At 72.8% G+C, this 20,079-nt stretch carries 11 protein-coding genes; 10 read left to right on the forward strand and 1 reads right to left on the reverse strand.

Going from position 1 to position 20,079, the window contains the following annotated elements; genetic code table 11:
- The first annotated feature begins 1 nt into the window (after position 1).
- The gene (locus MXD61_RS13940; RefSeq protein WP_248813462.1) at positions 2 to 3,775 is read left to right on the forward strand and encodes a histone-like nucleoid-structuring protein Lsr2; all 3,774 of its coding nucleotides are present in this window, start codon (positions 2 to 4) and stop codon (positions 3,773 to 3,775) included.
- Positions 3,776 to 3,782: 7 nt separating this feature from the next.
- On the opposite strand, the gene MXD61_RS13945 is transcribed toward MXD61_RS13940, so the two are convergent.
- On the reverse strand, positions 3,783 to 4,553 hold the full coding sequence (locus MXD61_RS13945) for an antibiotic biosynthesis monooxygenase (protein WP_248813464.1): 771 nt from the start codon (positions 4,551 to 4,553) through the stop codon (positions 3,783 to 3,785).
- Between the two features lie 151 nt (positions 4,554 to 4,704).
- Here MXD61_RS13945 and MXD61_RS13950 point away from each other — a divergent pair, with 151 nt between their 5' ends.
- The 9 genes from MXD61_RS13950 to MXD61_RS13995 all read left to right on the forward strand — a co-directional run bounded on the left by MXD61_RS13950 (position 4,705) and on the right by MXD61_RS13995 (position 20,030).
- Entirely contained in the window at positions 4,705 to 5,082 is a 378-nt protein-coding gene (locus MXD61_RS13950; protein ID WP_248813466.1) for a helix-turn-helix domain-containing protein, read from the forward strand.
- Between the two features lie 367 nt (positions 5,083 to 5,449).
- Positions 5,450 to 9,709, forward strand: a complete 4,260-nt coding sequence (gene drmA / locus MXD61_RS13955) for a DISARM system helicase DrmA (protein WP_248813469.1) — start codon at positions 5,450 to 5,452, stop codon at positions 9,707 to 9,709.
- Positions 9,709 to 11,649 carry a DUF1998 domain-containing protein gene (drmB, locus tag MXD61_RS13960; protein WP_248813471.1) on the forward strand — a complete coding sequence of 647 codons (1,941 nt, stop codon included), beginning with the start codon at positions 9,709 to 9,711 and terminating at the stop codon, positions 11,647 to 11,649. The genes drmA and drmB overlap by 1 nt, the downstream gene beginning before the upstream one ends.
- Positions 11,646 to 12,539, forward strand: a complete 894-nt coding sequence (drmC, locus tag MXD61_RS13965) for a DISARM system phospholipase D-like protein DrmC (protein WP_248813473.1) — start codon at positions 11,646 to 11,648, stop codon at positions 12,537 to 12,539. The genes drmB and drmC overlap by 4 nt, the downstream gene beginning before the upstream one ends.
- Positions 12,536 to 14,758 (forward strand): class I SAM-dependent DNA methyltransferase, encoded by a 2,223-nt coding sequence (locus tag MXD61_RS13970; protein ID WP_248813475.1) that lies wholly within the window; start codon positions 12,536 to 12,538, stop codon positions 14,756 to 14,758. Before drmC ends, MXD61_RS13970 begins: the two co-directional genes overlap by 4 nt.
- Before the next feature lie 116 nt (positions 14,759 to 14,874).
- Positions 14,875 to 16,698 (forward strand): serine/threonine-protein kinase, encoded by a 1,824-nt coding sequence (locus MXD61_RS13975; protein ID WP_248813477.1) that lies wholly within the window; start codon positions 14,875 to 14,877, stop codon positions 16,696 to 16,698.
- A gap of 155 nt (positions 16,699 to 16,853) precedes the next feature.
- Positions 16,854 to 17,177, forward strand: coding sequence for a hypothetical protein (locus tag MXD61_RS28485; RefSeq protein ID WP_248813479.1), 324 nt, complete (start codon positions 16,854 to 16,856; stop codon positions 17,175 to 17,177).
- A gap of 33 nt (positions 17,178 to 17,210) precedes the next feature.
- On the forward strand, positions 17,211 to 18,848 hold the full coding sequence (locus tag MXD61_RS28085; protein WP_285223262.1) for an NAD(P)-binding domain-containing protein: 1,638 nt from the start codon (positions 17,211 to 17,213) through the stop codon (positions 18,846 to 18,848).
- Between the two features lie 99 nt (positions 18,849 to 18,947).
- The gene (locus tag MXD61_RS13995) at positions 18,948 to 20,030 is read left to right on the forward strand and encodes an S-(hydroxymethyl)mycothiol dehydrogenase (RefSeq protein WP_248813481.1); all 1,083 of its coding nucleotides are present in this window, start codon (positions 18,948 to 18,950) and stop codon (positions 20,028 to 20,030) included.
- Positions 20,031 to 20,079: the final 49 nt, after the last annotated feature.

Raw genomic sequence — 20,079 nt, forward strand, 5'->3', positions numbered from 1 at the left:
GATGTTGATTCGTTCGTTCGGGTTGGAGCGGTACGGCGCCTTCGAGGACCGTGAGGTCACCTTCGGCCCCGGGCTGACCGTGGTGATCGGCGACAACGAGACCGGGAAGTCCACCACGCTGAGCGGCCTCGCGGATCTGCTGTGGGGATTTCGCCGCGGCCACCGGGATTACAGTTTCTCCACCGGCCGGCTGAGTCTCACCGCCGATCTCGAACTCCCCGACGGGCGGCAGGTCCGCGTCCGCCGGCGCGGCACCGGTCTGCAGACCATCCCGGACGGCAGTCCGTTCGACCCGATCTGGGGGCCGCCGGAGCCGGACGCCCGCGACCAGTGGCGGCGGGCCTTCGGCCTGTCCCAACGGGAACTGCGCGAGGGCGGCAGTCGGGTCTTCGAAGGCAGCGGCGATCTGGCCGAACTGGTCTTCGCGGCCCGCAGCGGCCGGGCGGTACACCAACTGGTGCGGACGTTGCAGGCCGAAAGCGAAGCGCTGTACAAGACGCATCGCGGCAACAAACGCAGCCCGATCCGGCTGGCCTGGGCCGAGTCCGACCGGCTGCAGGGCGAAGCGAAGGCCGCGATGAGCTCAGGGCAGGCCGTCCAGGAAGCCGAACAGGAGCGGGCGCGCCGGCAGCTGGCCGCGCGGACCGCGCAGACCCGGCTGGCGGCGGCGACCAGGGCCCACACCGAAGCCGAGCAGCGCCGCCGGGCCCTGCCCGAGGTCCAGGCGATGCTCGAGGCGCGGGCGGCACGTGACCAGCTGCTCGCCACCGGGATGGTGCTCACACCCGAGCAGGTCACAGCGCTGAGCGACGCGGACGAGACGTCGGGTGTGACCGCGGCTGACGTCCGACGGCTGCTCGCCGCCATCGAGACCGAGCGGGAGAACCTCGCCGCGCTGCCCGTCGACGAGCGACTGCTGGCCGACAACGACGAGATCACCCGGCTACAACGGCTGGTGGAGGCCCGCGTCGGTGACACCGGGCAGGCCGAGCAGGACGACCGCCGCGCCGAGGAACTCACCGCGCGGGCCCGCGCGCTGCTGGCCGAGCTCGTCGGCCCGCAGGACCAGCACCCGGTCGAGGAGCTGCTGAGCGCCCTGCACGTCCCGGTGGACGTCGCCGCCGACCTCGACGCCCTCAGCACCCGGATCGCCGCCCTGCGAGACGAGCTGGCGCGCGCCGACCAGAGCGTCCAGACGGCCGAGGAACGGGAACGCGCCGCCGCCCCGACCCTCGCCGCCACCCGCGACCCGCTGCTCGTCGTGCTGCTGCGCGAAGTGGTCACCGCGATCGACCAGGAGGGATCGGCCACCCGGGCGCAGCGAACCGCGGCCGACCAGGCCGCCGGGGCCTACACCGATCGCCGGGACGCCCTGCGCCGCGCCGGCGCCCAGCTTCCCGAGGCCGAGCCGTCCACACTGCCCGGACGGGACGCCCTGCGCACCGCCCGCGAGCAGCGCGTCAAGGCCGACGCGGAGGTGGCCAGGTGCGATGGCGAGCACGCCAGCGCCGAGCAGGCCGTGGACACGGCCCGCACCCAGCTCACCGCCGCGACCCGCAAGCGGCTACCTGACCCGGGCCAGCTCGCCCAGACCCGCGCCCACCGCGCCGACCTGTGGGATCGGCTCGTGAGCGCCGCCGCGGGCGGCCTGACCCCAGAGCGGGCCGCCGAACTCCTGCCCAGCCTCGCCCTCGCGACGAGCCGGGCCGACGAGATCGCCGACGACCTGATCGAACACGCCTCCGCCGCCACGAAACAGGCCCAGAAACAGCGCCTGCTCGAGGAAGCCGAGCAGCACCGGACCGCCACCGCCGCCGCGGCCGCGGCCGCGCACATCGCCGCCGAGCAGGCCCACCAGCAGTGGGACGGTTTCTGGCGCGACCTCGGCCTCACCCCACCCACGGTGGACGCCGCCGACGACGCCTACCGCGCACTCGACGAGGCCCACCAGGCCCACACCACCCTGCTCGCCGCCGAACGCCGCATCACCGCCCTGACCGGGCAGGCCGAAGCCCAACGCGCCACCCTGACCGAAGCCCTCGCCCGGCTGGGCCATCCCTACCCCGACGCCGACCTCGACACCGCCCTGGCCTCCGCCGGGCACCTGCTCGCCGAGGACGACGGCGCCCGCGAAGTCCGAGCCAGCGCCGCCACCCACGCGGCCGCCACCGCGCACGCCCGCACCGCCCGCACCCGCGCCGAAAGCGACCTGGCCGAAGCACTGCGCGCATGGGCCGACACCCAGCAGCGATGGGCCACCACCCGACCCGCCACCGCCACCGGCCCCGCCACCTGGCCGCCGTCCGTCATGACCGCCGATGGCTGGACGGCCTGGCACACCGGGCTCACACAGGCCCAGGCGGCCCATCACAGCGCCACCGAGGCTCGCGACCGGGCGGCGGCGGCCCGCGGCCGGATCGAGACCTTCGCCCAGGACATCACCGTCCTCGCCGAACGACACGGCGAAAACACCGCCGACACACCCACCGACACCCTGGACCGCCTCGCGACACGGCTGGGCACGGCCAGCAGGAACCTGGCCGCCGCCGAGACCGTGCGCCGCGTCATCGGCGATCTGAGCACCGAACTCGCCGACGCCCACACCCGCCATGGCCTGGCGATCACCGCCGCGGCGAAGCATCGCGCCGAGGCCGGTCTCCCCGACGACGAGCCGCTGCCGCCCGTCCTCGAACGCAGTCACGCCGCCCACACCTGGCAGGACAGGGAAGCGGCCAGCGCGGCGCGCATCCGGGCGACCGCCCCCGACCACCACCTCGAAGATCTCGTCGACCACCTCGCGACCCGCGACGAGGCGACCCTCGACCAGGAACTCGAAGCCGCCCGCGACCATCGCGACGCCTGCGCCGCCGCCCAGACCGAAGCCGACAACGCCTGCGGTGCCAGCGAGGCGATTCTGCGCCAGCTACAGGAGAAACCCAGCGTCAACGTCCTGCTCGCCCAGTCGCGGGAACACCTCGCGCTGGTCGCGGAACGGGCCGAGAGCTACCTCGTCACCACCATGCAGTACCGGTTGCTACGCGATCAGCTCGAAGCCTACGAAAGCCGCCACGCCTCCCCCCTGCTCGACGCCGCCGGACGTGTTCTCGAACGTCTCACCGGCGGATTCTGCGTGGGTCTGCGCGCCATCGAACAGGGAAACCAGCGGTTTCTGCGTGTCGTTCGTGCGGACGAGGTGGAGCGTCAACCCGGTGAACTGTCCGAAGGCACCGCCGACCAGGTCTACCTCGCCCTGCGCCTCGCCGCGATCAGCCAGTTGCAGAACGAACGGATCGCCCGCGGGGAGGTACCGCTACCCGTCGCCCTCGACGACATCCTGATCACCTTCGACGACCGCCGCGCCGCCGCGACCCTGCGGGTCCTCGCGGAACTGGCCCAGAACTGGCAGATCATCGTCTTCACCCACCACGACCATCTCGCCGAGATCATCCGTTCCTTCGAGGATCCGAGTCTCAGCGAATCCGTGCGGATCAGCCGCCTCGCCCCGGTCGTCATGCCCGCGGACCTGCGTGACGCCGACCAGATCAGAGCCTCACTCGTCCAGTGGACCGACGGCTCGACCGACGCTCACCCCACCCCCGACACCCAGCCGCCCCCCGAGCGGCCCACATCCGGACGCCGGACCCCGCCCGCCGCAGCCGACCACGACGCCGGCGAAATACGGGCGTGGGCCCGCGCCCACGGCTACGAGGTCTCCGACCGAGGCCGCATCGCCCAGTCCATCCAGGACGCCTACCACCAGGCCCAGCACGCCTGAAAGCCGGTCACGGCGACCACGGCGGCGCCACACCCCATCCCCAGCGGGGAACCGGAGCACGCCGGATCGGCGTCGCATCGGGCTGCGAATTGGCGACCGCGAGGCGGGTTCCCCACTCGAGATAACTCATGAAGGCCGCGCGAAACTCCGGATCGTCCGGCAGTCCGACGTGGTCGGCGGCATCGACCAGCAGATTGATCCACCGTCGACGCTGCTGTTCCGTGATGGCCTTGCCGAGATGATGGGCAAGCATCTTCTCGTAGCCGCCGCGAAGATCGGTGTAGGCGGCCGGGCCGCCGAAGACCTCACCCACCCACATCGCGACGTGATGCGCGTGGGCCGGGTTCATGCCGGCGAACAGCGGAATGAGAAGCTCGTCCTCGGCGACGGTCTCGTAGAAACGCGTGAACAGCCGCTCGAAGGCATCCTGACCACCGGCCCACTCGTAGAGGGTGGGCGGCCGGGGAGTCCCGGCACCCACGCCCACGACCTCGGTCGGTGCGTAGTGCCGCATCTCCTCGATGCTCTCGATGTACTGGCCCACCTGGGCGATGAACGGCTGGAAAAGTGCGCTTTTCCGGAATCCGTTCAGATGGCTTTCGAGGGATTCCCAGCGTATCCGAAGGATGTAGCTCTCCGGGCTCTCGACTCCCCGGGAAAGTTCGAAGTCCAGGCACTCCGGCGATTCTTCGAGAGATTTTGATGCCTGCTTGTAGGCCTCTTCGAACTCGTCCGCCCGATGTTCTGGGATGCGATATCTGATGTACTCAAGAATCATTCTTCAGAACCTCCCGCGGCAGACGCTATCAGAAGGTTGCGGTACCGTGGGTACGCACTTTCTGGTGCGTACCCACGGTGTGTGGCGGTGTGGTGTGGTGTGGTCGAGCGGCGGTGCGGCGCAGGCCGGAGCACGACGAAACGGAGAGTCGATGGCCGAGCGTGCCTACCACTGCGCGGTGGAGGTGACCCTCGAGGTGATCGGTGGCAGGTGGACGCCGGTGATCCTGGCCCACCTCAAGGAGAACGATCACCTTCGCTTCGCGCAGATCCGGCGCCTGATCCCCGACATCACGGACAAGATGCTGACCCAGCGGCTGCGGGAGCTGGCGCGTGCCGGAATCATCGACCGCACCCTGGTGAGCGCCGCCCCCGCCCACGTCGAGTACAGCCTCACCGAGGCCGGTCGCGGCCTCTCGCCCGTGCTCACCGCCATGTGGGCCTGGGGCGAACAGCGCGCGACGACCATGGGCCTCACGATCACGCCCGTCCAGCCCGAGGTCCACCCCGGCCCACCCCCCACCGACTGACGCCCGTTCCCGTTCCCGGAGTCGTAACAGCGCCCACGACCTGACCAGGGTCACGGTCTGTGACGCATCTTGTAGGGGTCGCGGGTGTGCAGAGTGCACACGGGTCGTCGTGGGGCCGTTCGTGTCCGATATGCCCCCCACGACGACCCGTGTAGGCGGATCTTGTTGGAGGCTGGTTGCGGGGTGTGGTGGAACGGCGCAGGTGTGATGCTCCGGCCGTCGCCGCGGGAGTCGGTGGGGGTCTGGGTGGGAGGGTCCGGGTGTGTCGGTCGGGTGAGATCGTGTAGCGTGTGAACTCGATACACACCCGGCCGGGGTTGGCGTGTGAGGCGCGGGGTCCGGCTGCTTCGGAGGGGGAGATGGCGCCGTGGTGACGCGAGCTGGTCAGGGCGGGCTGTTTCCTTCGAGTGAGAGCGCCGGGCTCACGCTCGCATCGGGGGGTGCGAGCGCGGGCGGCGTAGGTGCCGCCGGCGGGGCTGCTGGGGCTGGGGCTGGGGCTGGTGGGGGCGGCGGTGCGTCCGGGCCGTCGGCGGAGCAGTTGCTTGACCAGGCCCAGCCGTTCGCTCCGGCGACGCCGTATGAGGTGCGGGATGCGTTCGAGGAGCTCGTCCGGCGTGATCTGCTCGGGCCCTGGGAGGGGGAGCACGAGGAGTTTCATCCACGGGCGATGGGTCCGCGGGAGCGCTACCTCGTCGGCATGCTCGGCCCGAAGCCGGCGCCGCGGGGAGCCCGCGAGTCGGCGGCCGTGGAGGCTGTCGCCGATACCGAGACGGCGGTGCAGGGCGATGCGGAGGGCGAGCTGCCCGAGATCCTCACCCCGCAGAACCGCGGGCGGATCTGGGCCTCGTCGATGGGCCTGTCGTTCGCTGTTTCCGCCGGTGCGGATGGGGCGTCGGTCGATGTTGTCGCCGTCACCGCCAGTTGGGGGCGCTACGTCCGCCGCGAGGTCGAGGACGACGAGGGCAGGGCGCACCCGGTCTGGGCCCGTGAGCCGGTCGTCCACGCGAACCGGGAGATCCGCCTGGACGGCTCGCTCGGCGCCGACGCCTTCCGCGTCCCGCTGGACGCGCCTGGTGGTTTCGGCCAGACCGGCGGTTTCAGCGGAGCCGGCGGTTTCGGGGCTGCCAGCGGGTTTGGTGGTGCCAGCGGGTTTGGTGGTAGCGGGCTTGGCGGGGCGAGCGGCTTCAGCGCCGAGTCCGGTGTCTTCCTCGCGGTCGTGCTGCGGGAGCGGGGCGGGCGGCGGATCGTCGAGCTGACCCTGGTCAACAGCCAGCCGGAGCCGCCGTCGCACGCGGACACCGCCTGGCTGTTCCAGCCCCAGCTCACCGTGACCGCCCTCGACGGCGAGCGTGCGATCTTCCTGCCCATCGACGACCCGGAGGAGGGCGACCCCGACGAGGGCGATGCCGACGAGGGCGACCCCGACGAGGGCGATGCCGACGAGGGCGACCCCGACGAGGGCGATGCCGACGAGGGCGATGCCGCTGGTCGGCCTGGCGGCGACCAGCTCGACAGCGATCATGAGGATCTGCATCTGCGGCTGCTCTACCGGGAGCAGCGCCGTTACGCGAACGGTCGCAACGTGGCCGTGCATCCGTCGGTGCGCGACGGGCAGCGGCGCGCCTACCGGCTCGAGACGACCTGGCTGCCGGCCTACGACGTCCCGTCCACCACCGCGCCGGCCGGCGCGGGCAGCCCGTTGGCGGATCTTGAGCTGTCCATGGACGCGCTCGCTGTCGCCGACGCGCGGGAACTCGGCACGGGGCTGGCACCACTCGTCGAGCAGTACGTCACCTGGCTCGACGAGCGGGACGCGCAGGTGCCGAGCCTGCCGCCGCGGCTGCAGCCGGCCGCGCGCACGGCGCTCGGTCAGGCACGGGTCGCCGCCGCACGCATCCGCGCCGGGATCGGGCTGCTCACCGACACCAGCCAGCCCGGCCACGCCGAAACGCTCGCCGCGTTCCGGTTCGCCAACGCCGCGATGGCCGCCCAGCGCCGGCACACCGCCATCGCCCGGCTACGGGACGAGCGGGGTCTGAGCTACGCCGAGGCGGCGCTGACGGTCCGGGAAAGGGGTGCGGCAGCGGCCAGTTGGCGGCCGTTCCAGCTTGGGTTCGTGCTGGTCAACCTGCCGTCGCTGGTCGACCCGACACACCCGGAGCGGGCCGCCGACGCAGGCGCCGTCGTCGACCTGCTGTTCTTCCCGACCGGCGGTGGCAAGACCGAGGCCTACCTGGGCCTGACCGCCTTCACCTTCGCGATCCGTCGGCTGCGGGGCGTCGTCGGGACCGGCCCGGACGCGCGGGACGGCGCGGCCGGGGTCGCCGTGCTCATGCGCTACACGCTGCGACTGCTCACCGCCCAGCAGTTCCAGCGGGCCGCGGCCCTCGTCTGCGCCGCCGAGGTGCTGCGCCGGGCTGACCCGGCCACCTGGGGGCAGGAGCCGTTCCGGATCGGACTGTGGGTCGGTGGGGGTGTCTCCCCGAACCGGTTCGAGGAGGCCCGCGACCAGATCAGCCAGGCGCGGGAAGCCGGCAACGGCAAGCGGGCGAACGTCCTGCAGACGTTGAGCTGCCCGTGGTGCGGCACGGCACTGGCCGCCCACACCGACGCCCACGTCGACGAGGATCGCCGTCGGGTTCTGCTCTACTGCCCCAACGGCGAGGGCGGCGACGCCTGCCCCTTCTCCCAGCGGCTCGCCCGCGGCGAGGGGCTGCCCGTGCTCACCGTCGACGAGGAGATCTACCGGTACGCGCCGAGCCTGGTCATCGCCACCGTCGACAAGCTCGCCCAACTGCCCTGGCGCGGTGAGGCCGGCATCCTGTTCGGCCGGGTCCACCAGCACTGCTCCCGGCATGGCTACCGGCACGACGACCTCGACGCCCGCACCGGCTGCGGCAGCCGCCACCGCGCCCGCGGCGGCCTGCCCGCCGTCACCAGCACCCCGGTGCGCCGGTTGCGGCCACCCGATCTGATCATCCAGGACGAGCTGCATCTCATCTCCGGTGCGCTCGGCACCACCGTCGGCCTGTTCGAGGCCGCCGTCGACGAACTGTGCACCTGGCCGGTGGCCTCGCGACTGGTCGGGCCGAAGATCGTGGCGTCCACGGCGACCACCAGGCGGGCGCGTGACCAGGTACTCGGCGTGTTCGGTCGGCAGCTCGCGGTCTTCCCACCGCAGGTCATCGATGTCGGTGACACGTTCTTCTCCCGGCAGGTTCCCGTCACCCCGGCCACGCCTGGGCGGCGCTACCTCGGTGTCTGCGCCCACGGGACGCGGATGAAGTCGGCGGAGATCCGTCTCGCCGAGATCCTGCTGATCGCCGGGCAGACCCTGTTCGATCGCCACGGCGACGCCGCCGAGGCCTACCAGACCCTGGTCGGCTACTTCAACGCCACCCGCGAGCTCGCCGGTATGCGTCGCTACCTCGACGACGACGTGACCACCCGGGTGCGCACCCACGGAACCCGCAAGGGGCTGTCCAACCGGATCGTCCCCGCCTCCGGCATGCTCACCATCTCCGAGCTCACCTCCCGGGTGTCCTCCGCGGACATCAGCGACGTGCTGAAGCGCCTCGAGATCGCCTTCGACCCCGACCTCGACACGTCCACCCGTCGGCGTGCGATCGCCGATCACTGGCGCGAGCTGCTGGGTGCCCGCGACGGCCGATCCCGCCCAGGCCGCGGCAGGGAACTTCCCGACGGGCATCCCGTGGCCGAACGCGCCAGGGCCCGCGGCCGGGCCGACCGCGTGCCCGTGGACGTGGTGCTCGCGACCTCGATGCTGCAGGTCGGCGTGGACGTCTCCCGGTTCGGGCTGATGGCCGTCATCGGGCAACCGAAGAACACCGCCGAGTACATCCAGGCGTCGTCGCGGGTCGGCCGTGACGAGAAGCGGCCGGGGCTCGTCGTCACCCTGTACAACTGGGCGCGGCCCCGCGACCTCGCCCACTACGAGGACTTCGAGCCCTACCACGCCAGCTTCTACCGGCAGGTCGAAGCGCTGTCGGTCACCCCGTACACCCGCCGCTCACTCGACCGCACCGCCACCGGCATGTTCGTCGCCGCGGTACGCCACCTCGAGGACGCGAACAGCCGCAACCACGACGCCCACGACGTCGACCTCACCGGCCCCGCCGTCACCGCGCTGATCGGCCGGCTGCTGGCCCGCGCCGAAGCCGTCGCCGGACCACGGGGAGCCGAGTACCTGGGCGCGAAACTGGCCGAGTTCATCGACTGCTGGGAACTGCGGCGCACCGGTGACACCCGGCTCGGCTACCAGCCCGGCACCGGCGCGAGCAAGCTCAGGAAGCTCCTCGAACCGGCCGGGCACGGCCGCTGGGGACGGCGCACCGTCGCCCAGTCGATGCGTGAGACCGAACATGACATCGGCCTGCTCGTCCCCGCCTCCGACCAGATCTACGAGGCTGGCTACAACGAACCCGACTGGACGTTCGGCCCACCCCCCGACGACACAGCCGACTCCGCTGGCACAGCAGACCCGACTGACTCCGCTGACTCCGCTGACTCCGAGGACTCCGTTGACTCCGAGGACGCGCCGGTCGGGGACGAACTGGGCGAGACGCAGCTGGACGCGCCGCGTGCCCGCCACGGGAGGGGAGCCTGATGGCCGCCGCGTTCCACCAGCGGGTCGGCACGGTACGGCCGAGCCATCTGATGTTCACCAGCGGCGTCGGCGCGCTCGTCGACCTGCCGAGTTTCGCCACCCTGGTCCGCGGGCTCGACGACTGGAACTACCGGGACGCCCAGGACTACCAGATCAGTGAGCCCCGGCTGCTCGCCGCCGTGCGGCGCATCCACGACCGGGGAGTCTGCGAGCTGCGTTCGGCGCCCTGGGCGGACACCGCCCCCGGCGACCACGGCGGGCAGAACGCCCGGATCGGCGTGCCTACCGTCCCGTTCCCGAACTGGCTGCGCTGCACCGCCTGCAACGAGCTGGACGTCATCTCCTCCGGCACGTTCACGTTCGAGAACCCGTGGGCGAGCCGCCCGCAGGACGCCCGCTTCTTCCACGGCGGCTGCGGACGCAGGCGTACCGGCCGCCGTCCGCTCGCCGTGGCCGCGCGGTTCGTACTGGCCTGCACCAACGGGCATCTCGACGACTTCCCGTACCGACTGTTCGTCCACCGGGGCGGGCAGTGCCCGAAGGCGAGCCATCCCCGGCTACGGATGGAGGACCGGGGCGGCAACCTCGGCGCCAACGTGGAGATCCAGTGCGTCGTCTGCTCGGCGCGCCGCAACATCCGCGACGCGATGGGTCGTCGCGGCGCGCAGAACCTGCCCCGCTGCCGAGGCCGGCATCCGCACCTGTCCTCCTTCGCGGACGGTGGCTGCCCGGCCGAATCGCGGGTCATCGTCGTCGGCGCGTCCAACCAGTGGTTCGCCCAGACCCTGTCGGTGCTCTCCGTCCCACGCACCGCCGCCAGTGAGCTCGCCACCCTGGTGGAGCAGCACTGGGCGGCCTTCGAACCGATGCCGGACCAGGGCTTCGTGCCCTACGCGCGGGGCCAGGTCTCAAGCCCCGTGCACACGCACTTCGGCCGCTGGACCGACGCCGAGATCTGGGCCGCCGTCGAACGTCACCGTCAGACACTGGGCCAGGACGCTGGCAACGGTGCTGGTGGCGGCGCCGACACCGCGCCGGAGAGGGGCCACCCGGATCTGCGCACCCCGGAATGGGAGATCTTCGCCGCGGCGGAGCTGCCCGAACCCACCGCCGACTTCACCCTGCGTCGCGAACCGGACGGTGTGCCGCCGCGGCTCACCCCGTTCTACGCGGACGTGGTGCAGGCCGAACGGCTCCGTGAGGTGCGGGCACTGATCGGCTTCACCCGGTTGGACGCGCCCGACCCGGACGACCCCGAACTTGTCGTGCGCGCACCGATCAGCCGCGGCGGTGCCACCTGGGTGCCGGCCAGCGAGGTCCGCGGCGAAGGCATCTTCCTGCGGATTCCCGAGGAGATCGTCGGCCCTTGGGCCGCGCGGGTCGCCGACACCACCGAGATGCGTGAGCACCGCGACGCCTTCGGACGGTTCCGGGCGAACCGGTTCTCCGACCGTCTCACCGGTGACTTCGACCCGATGCACGGCTGGCCCGGCGAACGTTACCTGGCCCTGCACTCGCTGTCCCATCTGCTGATCCGCACCATCGCGCTGGAATGCGGCTACAGCTCCGCGAGCCTGAGCGAACGGATCTACGCCGGCACCGACGACGACCCGCGCGGCGGCATCCTCATCTACACCGCCGTCCCCGACGCCGAAGGCACCCTCGGTGGTCTGGTGTCACTGGCCGAACCGGCCGAACTGCTGCGGCTCACCCGTCGGGCTCTCACCGACGCCCGGCACTGCTCGTCCGACCCGCTGTGCGCCGAACGCCTGCCCTACGCTCCCACCGACGCCCTGCACGGCGCCGCCTGCCACGTCTGCCTGTTCGTCTCCGAGACCACCTGCGAACGGGGCAACCGGTTCCTCGACCGGCGCTTCGTCGTCCCCCTCGCCGACGACCCGGACAGTCGCGCCCTCGCCCTGTTCGGCGACCTGCCTTGACCCACGGATCGGACGCGGGCCCGGGGGCCGGCCAGGGCGGGTTCGTGGCGGCCGTGGCCGCGGCGGTGCGCGAGCTCGGTCCCACCCGGCTCGGCCAGCTCGCCGACCGGATCGACCCCCCCGCCGGCCAGGTGCGGGAAGGGACGGACCCGACCGCGCCATCCGGGTCGTCCGGGCAGGATGCGGCGACGGTGGCGGCGGTCGCCGGGGCATCGGCGCGCCAGGCCGTCCAGGCGGTGCTGGCGGCCCGGCGAGCGGAGCGGATCGCACCCGTGCCGGCGGCCGTCTACCTGCGGGGGGTCGCCGCCGGTTACGGGCAGCGGGCGCAGGAATCCCAGGTCGAGGCTGTCTGGAGCGGGCCGGGCAGCCACACCGTGCCGGTGCGGGCGACCGCGCGGGTGCTCATGGAGCTGGTCACCGAGGCCACCACGGAACTGATGCTGATGACCTACGCGGCTCGGCCCTATCCGCCGCTGCTGACCGCCCTGGACACCGCGATCGCGCGGGGTGTGGCGGTCAGCGTCGTCGTCGAGACGTTGCAGGGCGCCGGCTCCGGACTCGCCGGCAGCGAACCGGCGGCGGCATTCGCGCAGGTTCGTGGCATTGACCTGTGGCACTGGCCCACCGCGCGGCGGCCTCGTCCCGGTGCCCGCATGCATGCCAAGATCGCCGTGGCCGACCGGCGGCTGCTGCTGGTGTCCAGCGCCAACCTGACCCTCACGGGCGTCGAGGACAGCATCGAGGCCGGCCTGCTCGTCCGCGGCGGCATCCCGCCGCGCCGCGCCGCCGAACACGTGCACGCGTTGCGCGCCAGCGGCGAACTGGCCCGGCTGGCCGTCAGCCCAGGTCCGCCCCCGACCTCGACCCGGCAGCGCGAGACCCCACCGTGACCGGGACCGGGCCCGGCGAGGGCGGCAGCACCGGCACCGGCCGTGATGGCAACGGTGCCGCGGGCGCGGGCGCGGGCGCGGGTGGCGCGGGGGTCGTTTCGGCGACGGTGACCGCGTCCGACATCGCCCGGCTGGCCGGTGTGGGACGCGCGGCGGTCAGCAACTGGCGGCGGCGCTTCGACGACTTCCCCCGGCCGGTCGGGGGGACGTCCGGCAGCCCGCTGTTCGCGCTCGACGCGGTCGAAGGCTGGTTCGGCCGACACGACCGCACCTTCGAGGTCGACATCGGCGATCGACTCTGGCAGCAGATCCGGGCGGCAGCCGACGATCCGCACCTCGGCGCGGTCGTCGGGCAGCTCGGTGGATTCCTGCTCTACCACCAGCGGGATCGGCCGGGGGCGCTGCGGCGCCTCGGCCAGCCCGACGATGCCCTGGCAGCCGAGCTCGCGGCGGCGATCGCAGGGGCCGCACCCGAACTGCCCGACCACCCGGGTGCGCCGTGGCCGCCGTCCCTGATCCCGTTGGCCCGGGTCGCCGCCACCGCCGCGGACCGCCAGGGACATCACCCGGTGTTCGAGATGCTGCGCGCCCGCTACCGCGAGGTGTACGCCCGCCAGCTCGCCGAAACACCACCGGCGGTCGCGCGGCTGATGGTCGCCCTCGCCGGACTGCCCGGCCTGCCCGGCCAGTCCGGCCAGGGGCAGGTGGGAACGAACCCGGCGCGGCCGCGGGTGCTCGACCCCGCCTGCGGCACCGGTGGTCTTCTGCGGGCCGCCCAGGACACCGGGGCGCGCCACCTGCTGGGCCAGGACGTCGATGCCACGGCGGCCCGTCTCACCGCCGTCGGGTTGGCGCTGGCCGGGGCGCGGGCCCGGATCGTGGCCGCCGACTCGCTGCTGGCGGACGGCTTCGCCGCCGTGCGGGCCGATGCCGTCCTGTGTGGCCCGCCGTTCGGTCAGCGCGGCTGGGGTCATGACGAACTGGTCGGATCACCCTGGTGGCGCTATGGCGTGCCGCCGCGCGGCGAACCGGAACTGGCCTGGGTGCAGCACTGCCTGGCACACGCCGCCGACGGCGCGCCGGTGCTGCTGCTCATGCCCGCGGCCGCCGCGTCCCGACCCGCCGGGCGGCGGATCAGGGCGAACCTGCTGCGGGCCGGCGTGCTGCGCGCGGTGCTGGCCCTGCCGAGCGAGCTGTTCACCGCCGGTTCCCCGCAGGACCTGTGGCTGCTGCGCGCGACCACCGGCGTTCCCGGCGACGGCGTGCTGCTGCTCGGGGAGACCACCGCCGACCTCGACGCGTTCGCCCGGACCTGGTCGTCCGTCCTGCCCGCACCCGCCGATACCGACACCGCCGTGGCGCCCACCGCGGCTGAGCTGGCGCTGCCAGCGGGTGTGCACCGGGTGGCGGTCACCGACCTGCTCGACGCCGACGCCGACGTCGACGTGAGCCCGCGCCGCCACGGCACCGTCACCTCCCCGGGGAGCGCGTATCCCGCCACCGAGCGGTCCCGCGATCTCACCGCGGTACGCGCGGACCTGCTGGCCGCGACCGCCACCCTCACCGACGCCGCGGCCGCTGTTCGTCCAGCTCCGCCTTCCAACGCGTCCCTGCCCGGATGGTGCACCGTGGGCGAACTGGCCCGACAGGGTGTGCTGGCAGTACTGACGGCGCCCGTTCGGACCAGAACGGACAATGGTGAACTGCCGATGCTCACCGCCGCCGACATGCGCCACGGACGGCCCGCCTCCGGCCGCGGTGAGCACATTCCCGGAATGCTGCGGCTACGCCCCGCCGATGTGGTCTGCCTGGTGGAACCGGACCTGATCGTGGCGCGGGTGATCGAGGAACCGGGTGCGCTGCTCGGGCCGAAAGTCGTCCTGCTGCGCGGCGACACCCGCCGGCTGGACCCGTATTTCCTCGCCGGCTGCCTCCAGGCCGCGGGACATCGCGCGGACGCCACGGCGACGGCCCGTACCTCCGCGCGGCCCGCCGCGGCCACGGCCTCCCTCGTCGGCGGAGACCTCCACCGCGTACGAATCCCCGTCCTGGAACCTGCCGACCAGCGGGAGCTGGGTGCCGACCAGCGTCAGCTCGCCGCGCTCGAGGCGGCCATCCGCACCATCGACAACGTCGGGTCCGAGCTGCTCAGACTGCGCTATCTCAGCTTCACCGACCACCGGTTCCCCCCGGCCGACGGACCGCCCGAGACGCTCTGACGAGCTCCACCCGGACGGCCCCACACAGCGGATGGGCATCCGGGGGATGCGTCCCCTGACGGGAGGTTCGTCCGTGCGAGAATAGTTCGGCGATCTGCGGGGTGGGGGTTGATCCGATGAGTCAACGTCGGCTGATTGACCGGCGGTACGAGCTGGACGCGCTACCGCTGGCCAAAGGCGGAATGGGCGAGGTCTGGACGGGCCGGGATGTGAAACTCGACCGGGAGATCGCGGTCAAGTTCGTCCGCTTTCCCGATGGCCAGACCGATCAGGATCTGGTGCGCCGATTCGTCCGCGAGTCACGGATCACCGCCCGGCTCGTGCATCCCGGGGTCCCGGCCGTCTATGACGCGGGCATGCACGACGGGCGTCCCTATCTGGTCATGCAGCGGGTGCATGGCATCAGCGTCGCGGATCTGGTCGCCGAGGCCGGGGCCCTGCCGATCGGATGGGCGGCCGCGATCGGCGCGCAGGTCGCCTCCGTGCTGACCGTCGCACACCGGGCCTCGCTCGTCCACCGTGATCTCAAGCCGGCGAACCTGATGCTCGAACCGGACGGCACGGTGAAGGTCCTCGACTTCGGCCTCGCCGTCGGGCTCGACCGGGCCGACCTCTCGAAGATCACTCTGACCGGGCAGCATCTGGGTACCCCCGCCTACATGGCGCCCGAACAGGTCCTCGCCGGGCTCAGCACCCCGGCCACCGACCTGTACGCCCTTGGCGCCACGCTGTTCGAGATGCTCACCGGCCGGCGGCTGTTCGGCGGCCCGTCGTCCTACTCGGTGATGCACCGTCAGGTGGAGGAGATACCCACCCGGGTCGCCAGCCTGCGCTCGGGCGTGCCCGCAGAGCTCGACCAGCTTGTCGCCGACCTGCTGCACAAGGCGCCGCGGGATCGTCCCGCGCGGGTGGAGGCGGTGTACGAGGTGCTGGCCCGCATCGCCACGGGTCTCGAACCGCTGCCCGGCGTCATCGACCCCGAGCCGAACAATCCCGTACGGACCTACGCCCGCATCACCGCCCAGGTGCATCCGGACACCGCACCCGCACCCCCGCCGGTGGTGCCGGCCGGTGCTGGTGGGCCGGCTCTCGCCGACGCGCGGACCGACCCAGCCCGGCCTTGCGACGCACCGGGCTCGGCCACCTCGCCACCGGCGTCCGTCCCGTCCATCCCATCCGGTCAGGTTGGTCCGTCCGGCCTGGTTGGTCCGTCCGGCCTGGTTGGTCCGTCCGGTCTGGTGGGGGTGTCGGTGACCGTCGGGCCAGCCGCGACGGCCGGGCCGACGATGCCGGTGGTGCCCGCCGCGCGCGAGGGCGGGAGCGCCGGTGAGGTCGGCCGCGCCGAGCTGCGTCAGGCCCGGGACGAGGCACGCGGGCTCGCCCGTGCCTCCCGCTACAGCCAGGCCGCCGCCGTGCTGGCCGACGCGGTCGACCGGGCCGCGCGGGCCACCTCGGTGGCCGGTGCCGACGTGCTCGCGCTGCGTCTGGAGCTCGCCGACATCCTGTTCGACGGGGGCGACTTTCACCGCGCCGCCCGAGGCTACGCACAGCTCGTCGACGAACTGACCCGCCGCGACGACCGGGACAGCGAGCGGCTGCTGCACGTCCGCCTGCGGGAGGCGACCTGCCGAGCGATGACCGGTGACGTCGAGCGGGCACTGGCGCAGCTGGGTGCCCTGCGGCCGGACCAGGAACGCGAGTTCGGCGTGGACGACCCCCGGGTGCTCGAGCTGCGTCGTCAGATCGGGCTGTTGCAGCTCGGTGCCGGCCAGCGCGTCGCCGCCGGCGAGACGCTGGCCGCGCTGCTCGCCGACATCGTGCGGATCTGGGGGGCGTCGCACCCGATGGCCAGCGCCGTCGGCCAGCTGCTGCCCGGCACCGATCCGCCCTCCGCCGGAGCCTCGACGACTGTCCTGCCCGGCGCCACCGGACGACCCTGACCCGGCACGGCTCGCGTCCGCGTCGGCGTCCTTGACAGGACGATCTCCCACCGGGCATTATCGAATGTATGTTCGATGCCTCCGGATCTCGTGTCGTTCACAGCCGTGCGCCCGGAAGTCGGGCCTCCGCGGCGCGTGCCTTCGGCGTTCGTGATGTGTTCGCGGTCCGGGCACGTCCCCGGGGTGGGTCCGAGGGCCAGGCTGGTTCTGGCGAGCAGGTACCCGCCCAGCGGGCCGCAACCGGCGACGGCCTCGAAGCGGCCCAACCCGCCGCGGGCGTTCTGCCGCCCAGCGTGGCCCGGGTGGCCGGGCGCACGAGGTTGTCCGCGGAGCTGCTGGCCGCCATCCTCGCGGTCGAGGGTCGTTCCCGCGCCACGCTCGATGACATGGAACGGGCCGATGCCCTGGCCGACGCGCTTCTCGCCCGCCGGCGGGAGCGCGCGGGTCGGCGGGGCCCCACGTTGGCCCAGGCGGTCTGAACCGCTTTCGTGAGGCGGTGCACCGGGCGCAGGATGGTGCGCGGGCGGTCATCGGCGGATCGGGAGCGTGGGTTGAGAGTCGGCTTCGTAGGTGTCGGCAGCGTGGGTCGGCCCATGCTGGAGCAGGTGGTTCGGGCTGGGCATGAGGTGTCGTTCCACGCCCGCCGACCCGAGGTGGCCCGGGAGGTGGCCGTCTGCGGGGCCACCAGCGTCGCGTCGCCCGCGGAGCTCGGCGCCGCCCTTGACGTGGCCGTGGTCTGCGTCTTCAGCGACGCGCAGGTCCACGAGGTGTGCGGGGGCGACGATGGTCTGCTCGCCACACTGCCCGCGGGCAGCACCCTGGTCGTTCACACCACCTGCAGCCCCGAGACCCCGACGGAGCTCGCACGGGTGGGCCAGGCCCGCGGGGTCAGCGTGCTCGACGCCGGGTTCAGTGGCGGCCCGGCGGACGCGGCGGCCGGGCGCGTCACCCTGCTGGTCGGCGGGGAGGTGGCCGTCCTCGAGCGGGTCCGCCCGGTGCTCGCCAGTTACGCGTCGCCGATCCTGCACGTCGGCGGGCTTGGCGACGGGCAGCGGGTCAAACTTGTCAACAACGCCCTGTTCGGCGCGAACGTCGCCCTGGTCGCCGAGGCCGAGCGGCTCGCCGAAGAGCTCGGGATCGATCCCGCCCGCGCGCTCGAGGCGATCGGCCACTGCAGCGGCGCCAGCTACGCCCTCGGCACGGTGCGCGCCGCCGGTTCGTCCGCCGGCCTGCACGCCGCCGCGGGCCGGTACATCGCCAAGGACGTGGCCACCGCGAAGGAACTCGCCGCCGCCGCCGGCACCCACCTCGGTCTGCTCGCCACCGCCGCCGACACCCTCGAACCCGCCGCCGACACCCTCGAGTCCGCCGCACCGGGCGGGCCGTCCCCGCTCGAGGCGGGGCTACCGGCCGACACGGTGGGGTTGCTCGCCGGGCTCACCACCACCCGGGCGATCCGCCGCTACCGGGACGAACCGGTGCCGGCCGAGGCGCTGCGAGCGATCCTGTTCGCGGCCACCCGCGCGCCGAGCGGCTCCAACCGGCAGCCGTTCCGGTTCGTCGTGCTGGCCGACGGCCCGAACGCCGACGCCGCCAAACGGCTCGTCGGTGACGCGGCCCGCCGGATCTGGCAGACCAAGCAGCACACCGACGGCTACGACCGGGCCGACGCCGAACCCGCATCGCCCCGGGCCCGGCTGGCGCGGACCATGCGGCACTACGTCGACACCTTCGAACAGGTACCGGTCCTGATCCTGCCCTGTCTGGTCCGCTACCGGGAGCCGACGCTGATGGAAGGCGCCTCGGTGTATCCGGCGTGCCAGAACCTGCTGCTCGCGGCACGCGCGCTGGGCTACGGGGGAGCGCTCACCGGCTTCGGCCTCGCCGTCGATGCCGAGCTACGCGCGCTGCTCGACGTGCCCGAGGGCACCGTCATCGCCGGCGCGATCACCCTCGGCCGGCCCGCCGGGCAGCACGGCCCGGTACGGCGCCGGCCGTTGGCCGAACTCGTCTACGGTGAGACCTGGGGCGAGGCCCCCGCCTGGGCCATCGACCCACCCGGCACCACCTTCACCGCCGCCGGCCCACCGAACGCCACCGAGACCAGATCCGCGCCCGGCCCGGACGCCGGAGCCGGAACAGCCGGGTAGTCGGGTAGCTGGCGTGGCCGGGTGGCGTGGAGATCTCGGTGGCTCGCGCGGTGCGCCGAGCAGGTGGATGCGTGATCCCAGCGTCGAGAGGAGACGACCGTGCAGGAAGTCCGTGGGGTGATCGCCCGGGGTAAGGGGGCGCCGGTCGAGGTGACCACGATCCGGGTGCCCGATCCCGGCCCGGGGGAGGCGGTGGTCCGGGTGCAGACCTGCGGGGTGTGCCACACCGACCTGCACTACCGCGAGGGCGGCATCAACGACGACTTCCCGTTCCTGCTCGGCCACGAGGCGGCCGGGATCGTCGAGACCGTCGGCGCCGGCGTCACCGACGTCGCGCCCGGCGACTTCGTCATCCTCAACTGGCGGGCGGTCTGCGGCACCTGTCGGGCCTGTCTGCGCGGCCGGCCCTGGTACTGCTTCAACACCCACAACGCGACCCAGCCGATGACCCTCACCGACGGCACGCCGCTGGCCCCCGCACTCGGTATCGGCGCGTTCATCGAGAAGACACTCGTGCACGCCGGCCAGTGCACCAAGGTCGACCCGAGCGCGCGTCCGGCGGCCGTCGGTCTGCTCGGCTGCGGGGTGATGGCCGGCCTCGGCGCGGCGATCAACACCGGGCAGGTCGGCCGGGGCGACTCGGTCGCCGTGATCGGCTGCGGCGGAGTCGGGGACGGTGCCGTCGCCGGGGCGCGTCTCGCCGGCGCGGCGAAGATCATCGCGGTGGACACCGATCCGCGCAAGCTGGAATGGGCCAGGGGCTTCGGCGCCACCCACACGGTGAACGCGAAGGAGACCGACCCGGTCGCCGCCATCCAGGAACTCACCGGCGGGTTCGGCGCCGACGTCGTCATCGAGGCCGTCGGCCGCCCCGAAACCTACAAGCAGGCGTTCTACGCCCGCGACCTGGCCGGCACGGTCGTCCTCGTCGGCGTCCCCACCCCCGAGATGACCCTGGAACTGCCGCTGCTCGACGTGTTCGGCCGCGGCGGCGCGCTGAAATCCTCCTGGTACGGCGACTGCCTGCCCTCGCGGGACTTCCCCCTGCTCGTCGACCTCTACCAGCAGGGACGCCTCGACCTCGACGCGTTCGTCACCGAGGAGATCCCCCTGGACGGGGTCGAGGCCGCGTTCGCGAAAATGCACACCGGCGACGTGCTCCGCTCCGTCGTCGTCCTCTGAACATCGGAAACGGTGGTACGGGGGCCGGACTCGGCCGGCCGCGGGAGAG

This window comes from Frankia sp. AgPm24 (genome assembly GCF_023243055.1).
GTDB classification, from domain to species: Bacteria; Actinomycetota; Actinomycetes; order Frankiales; family Frankiaceae; genus Frankia; species Frankia umida.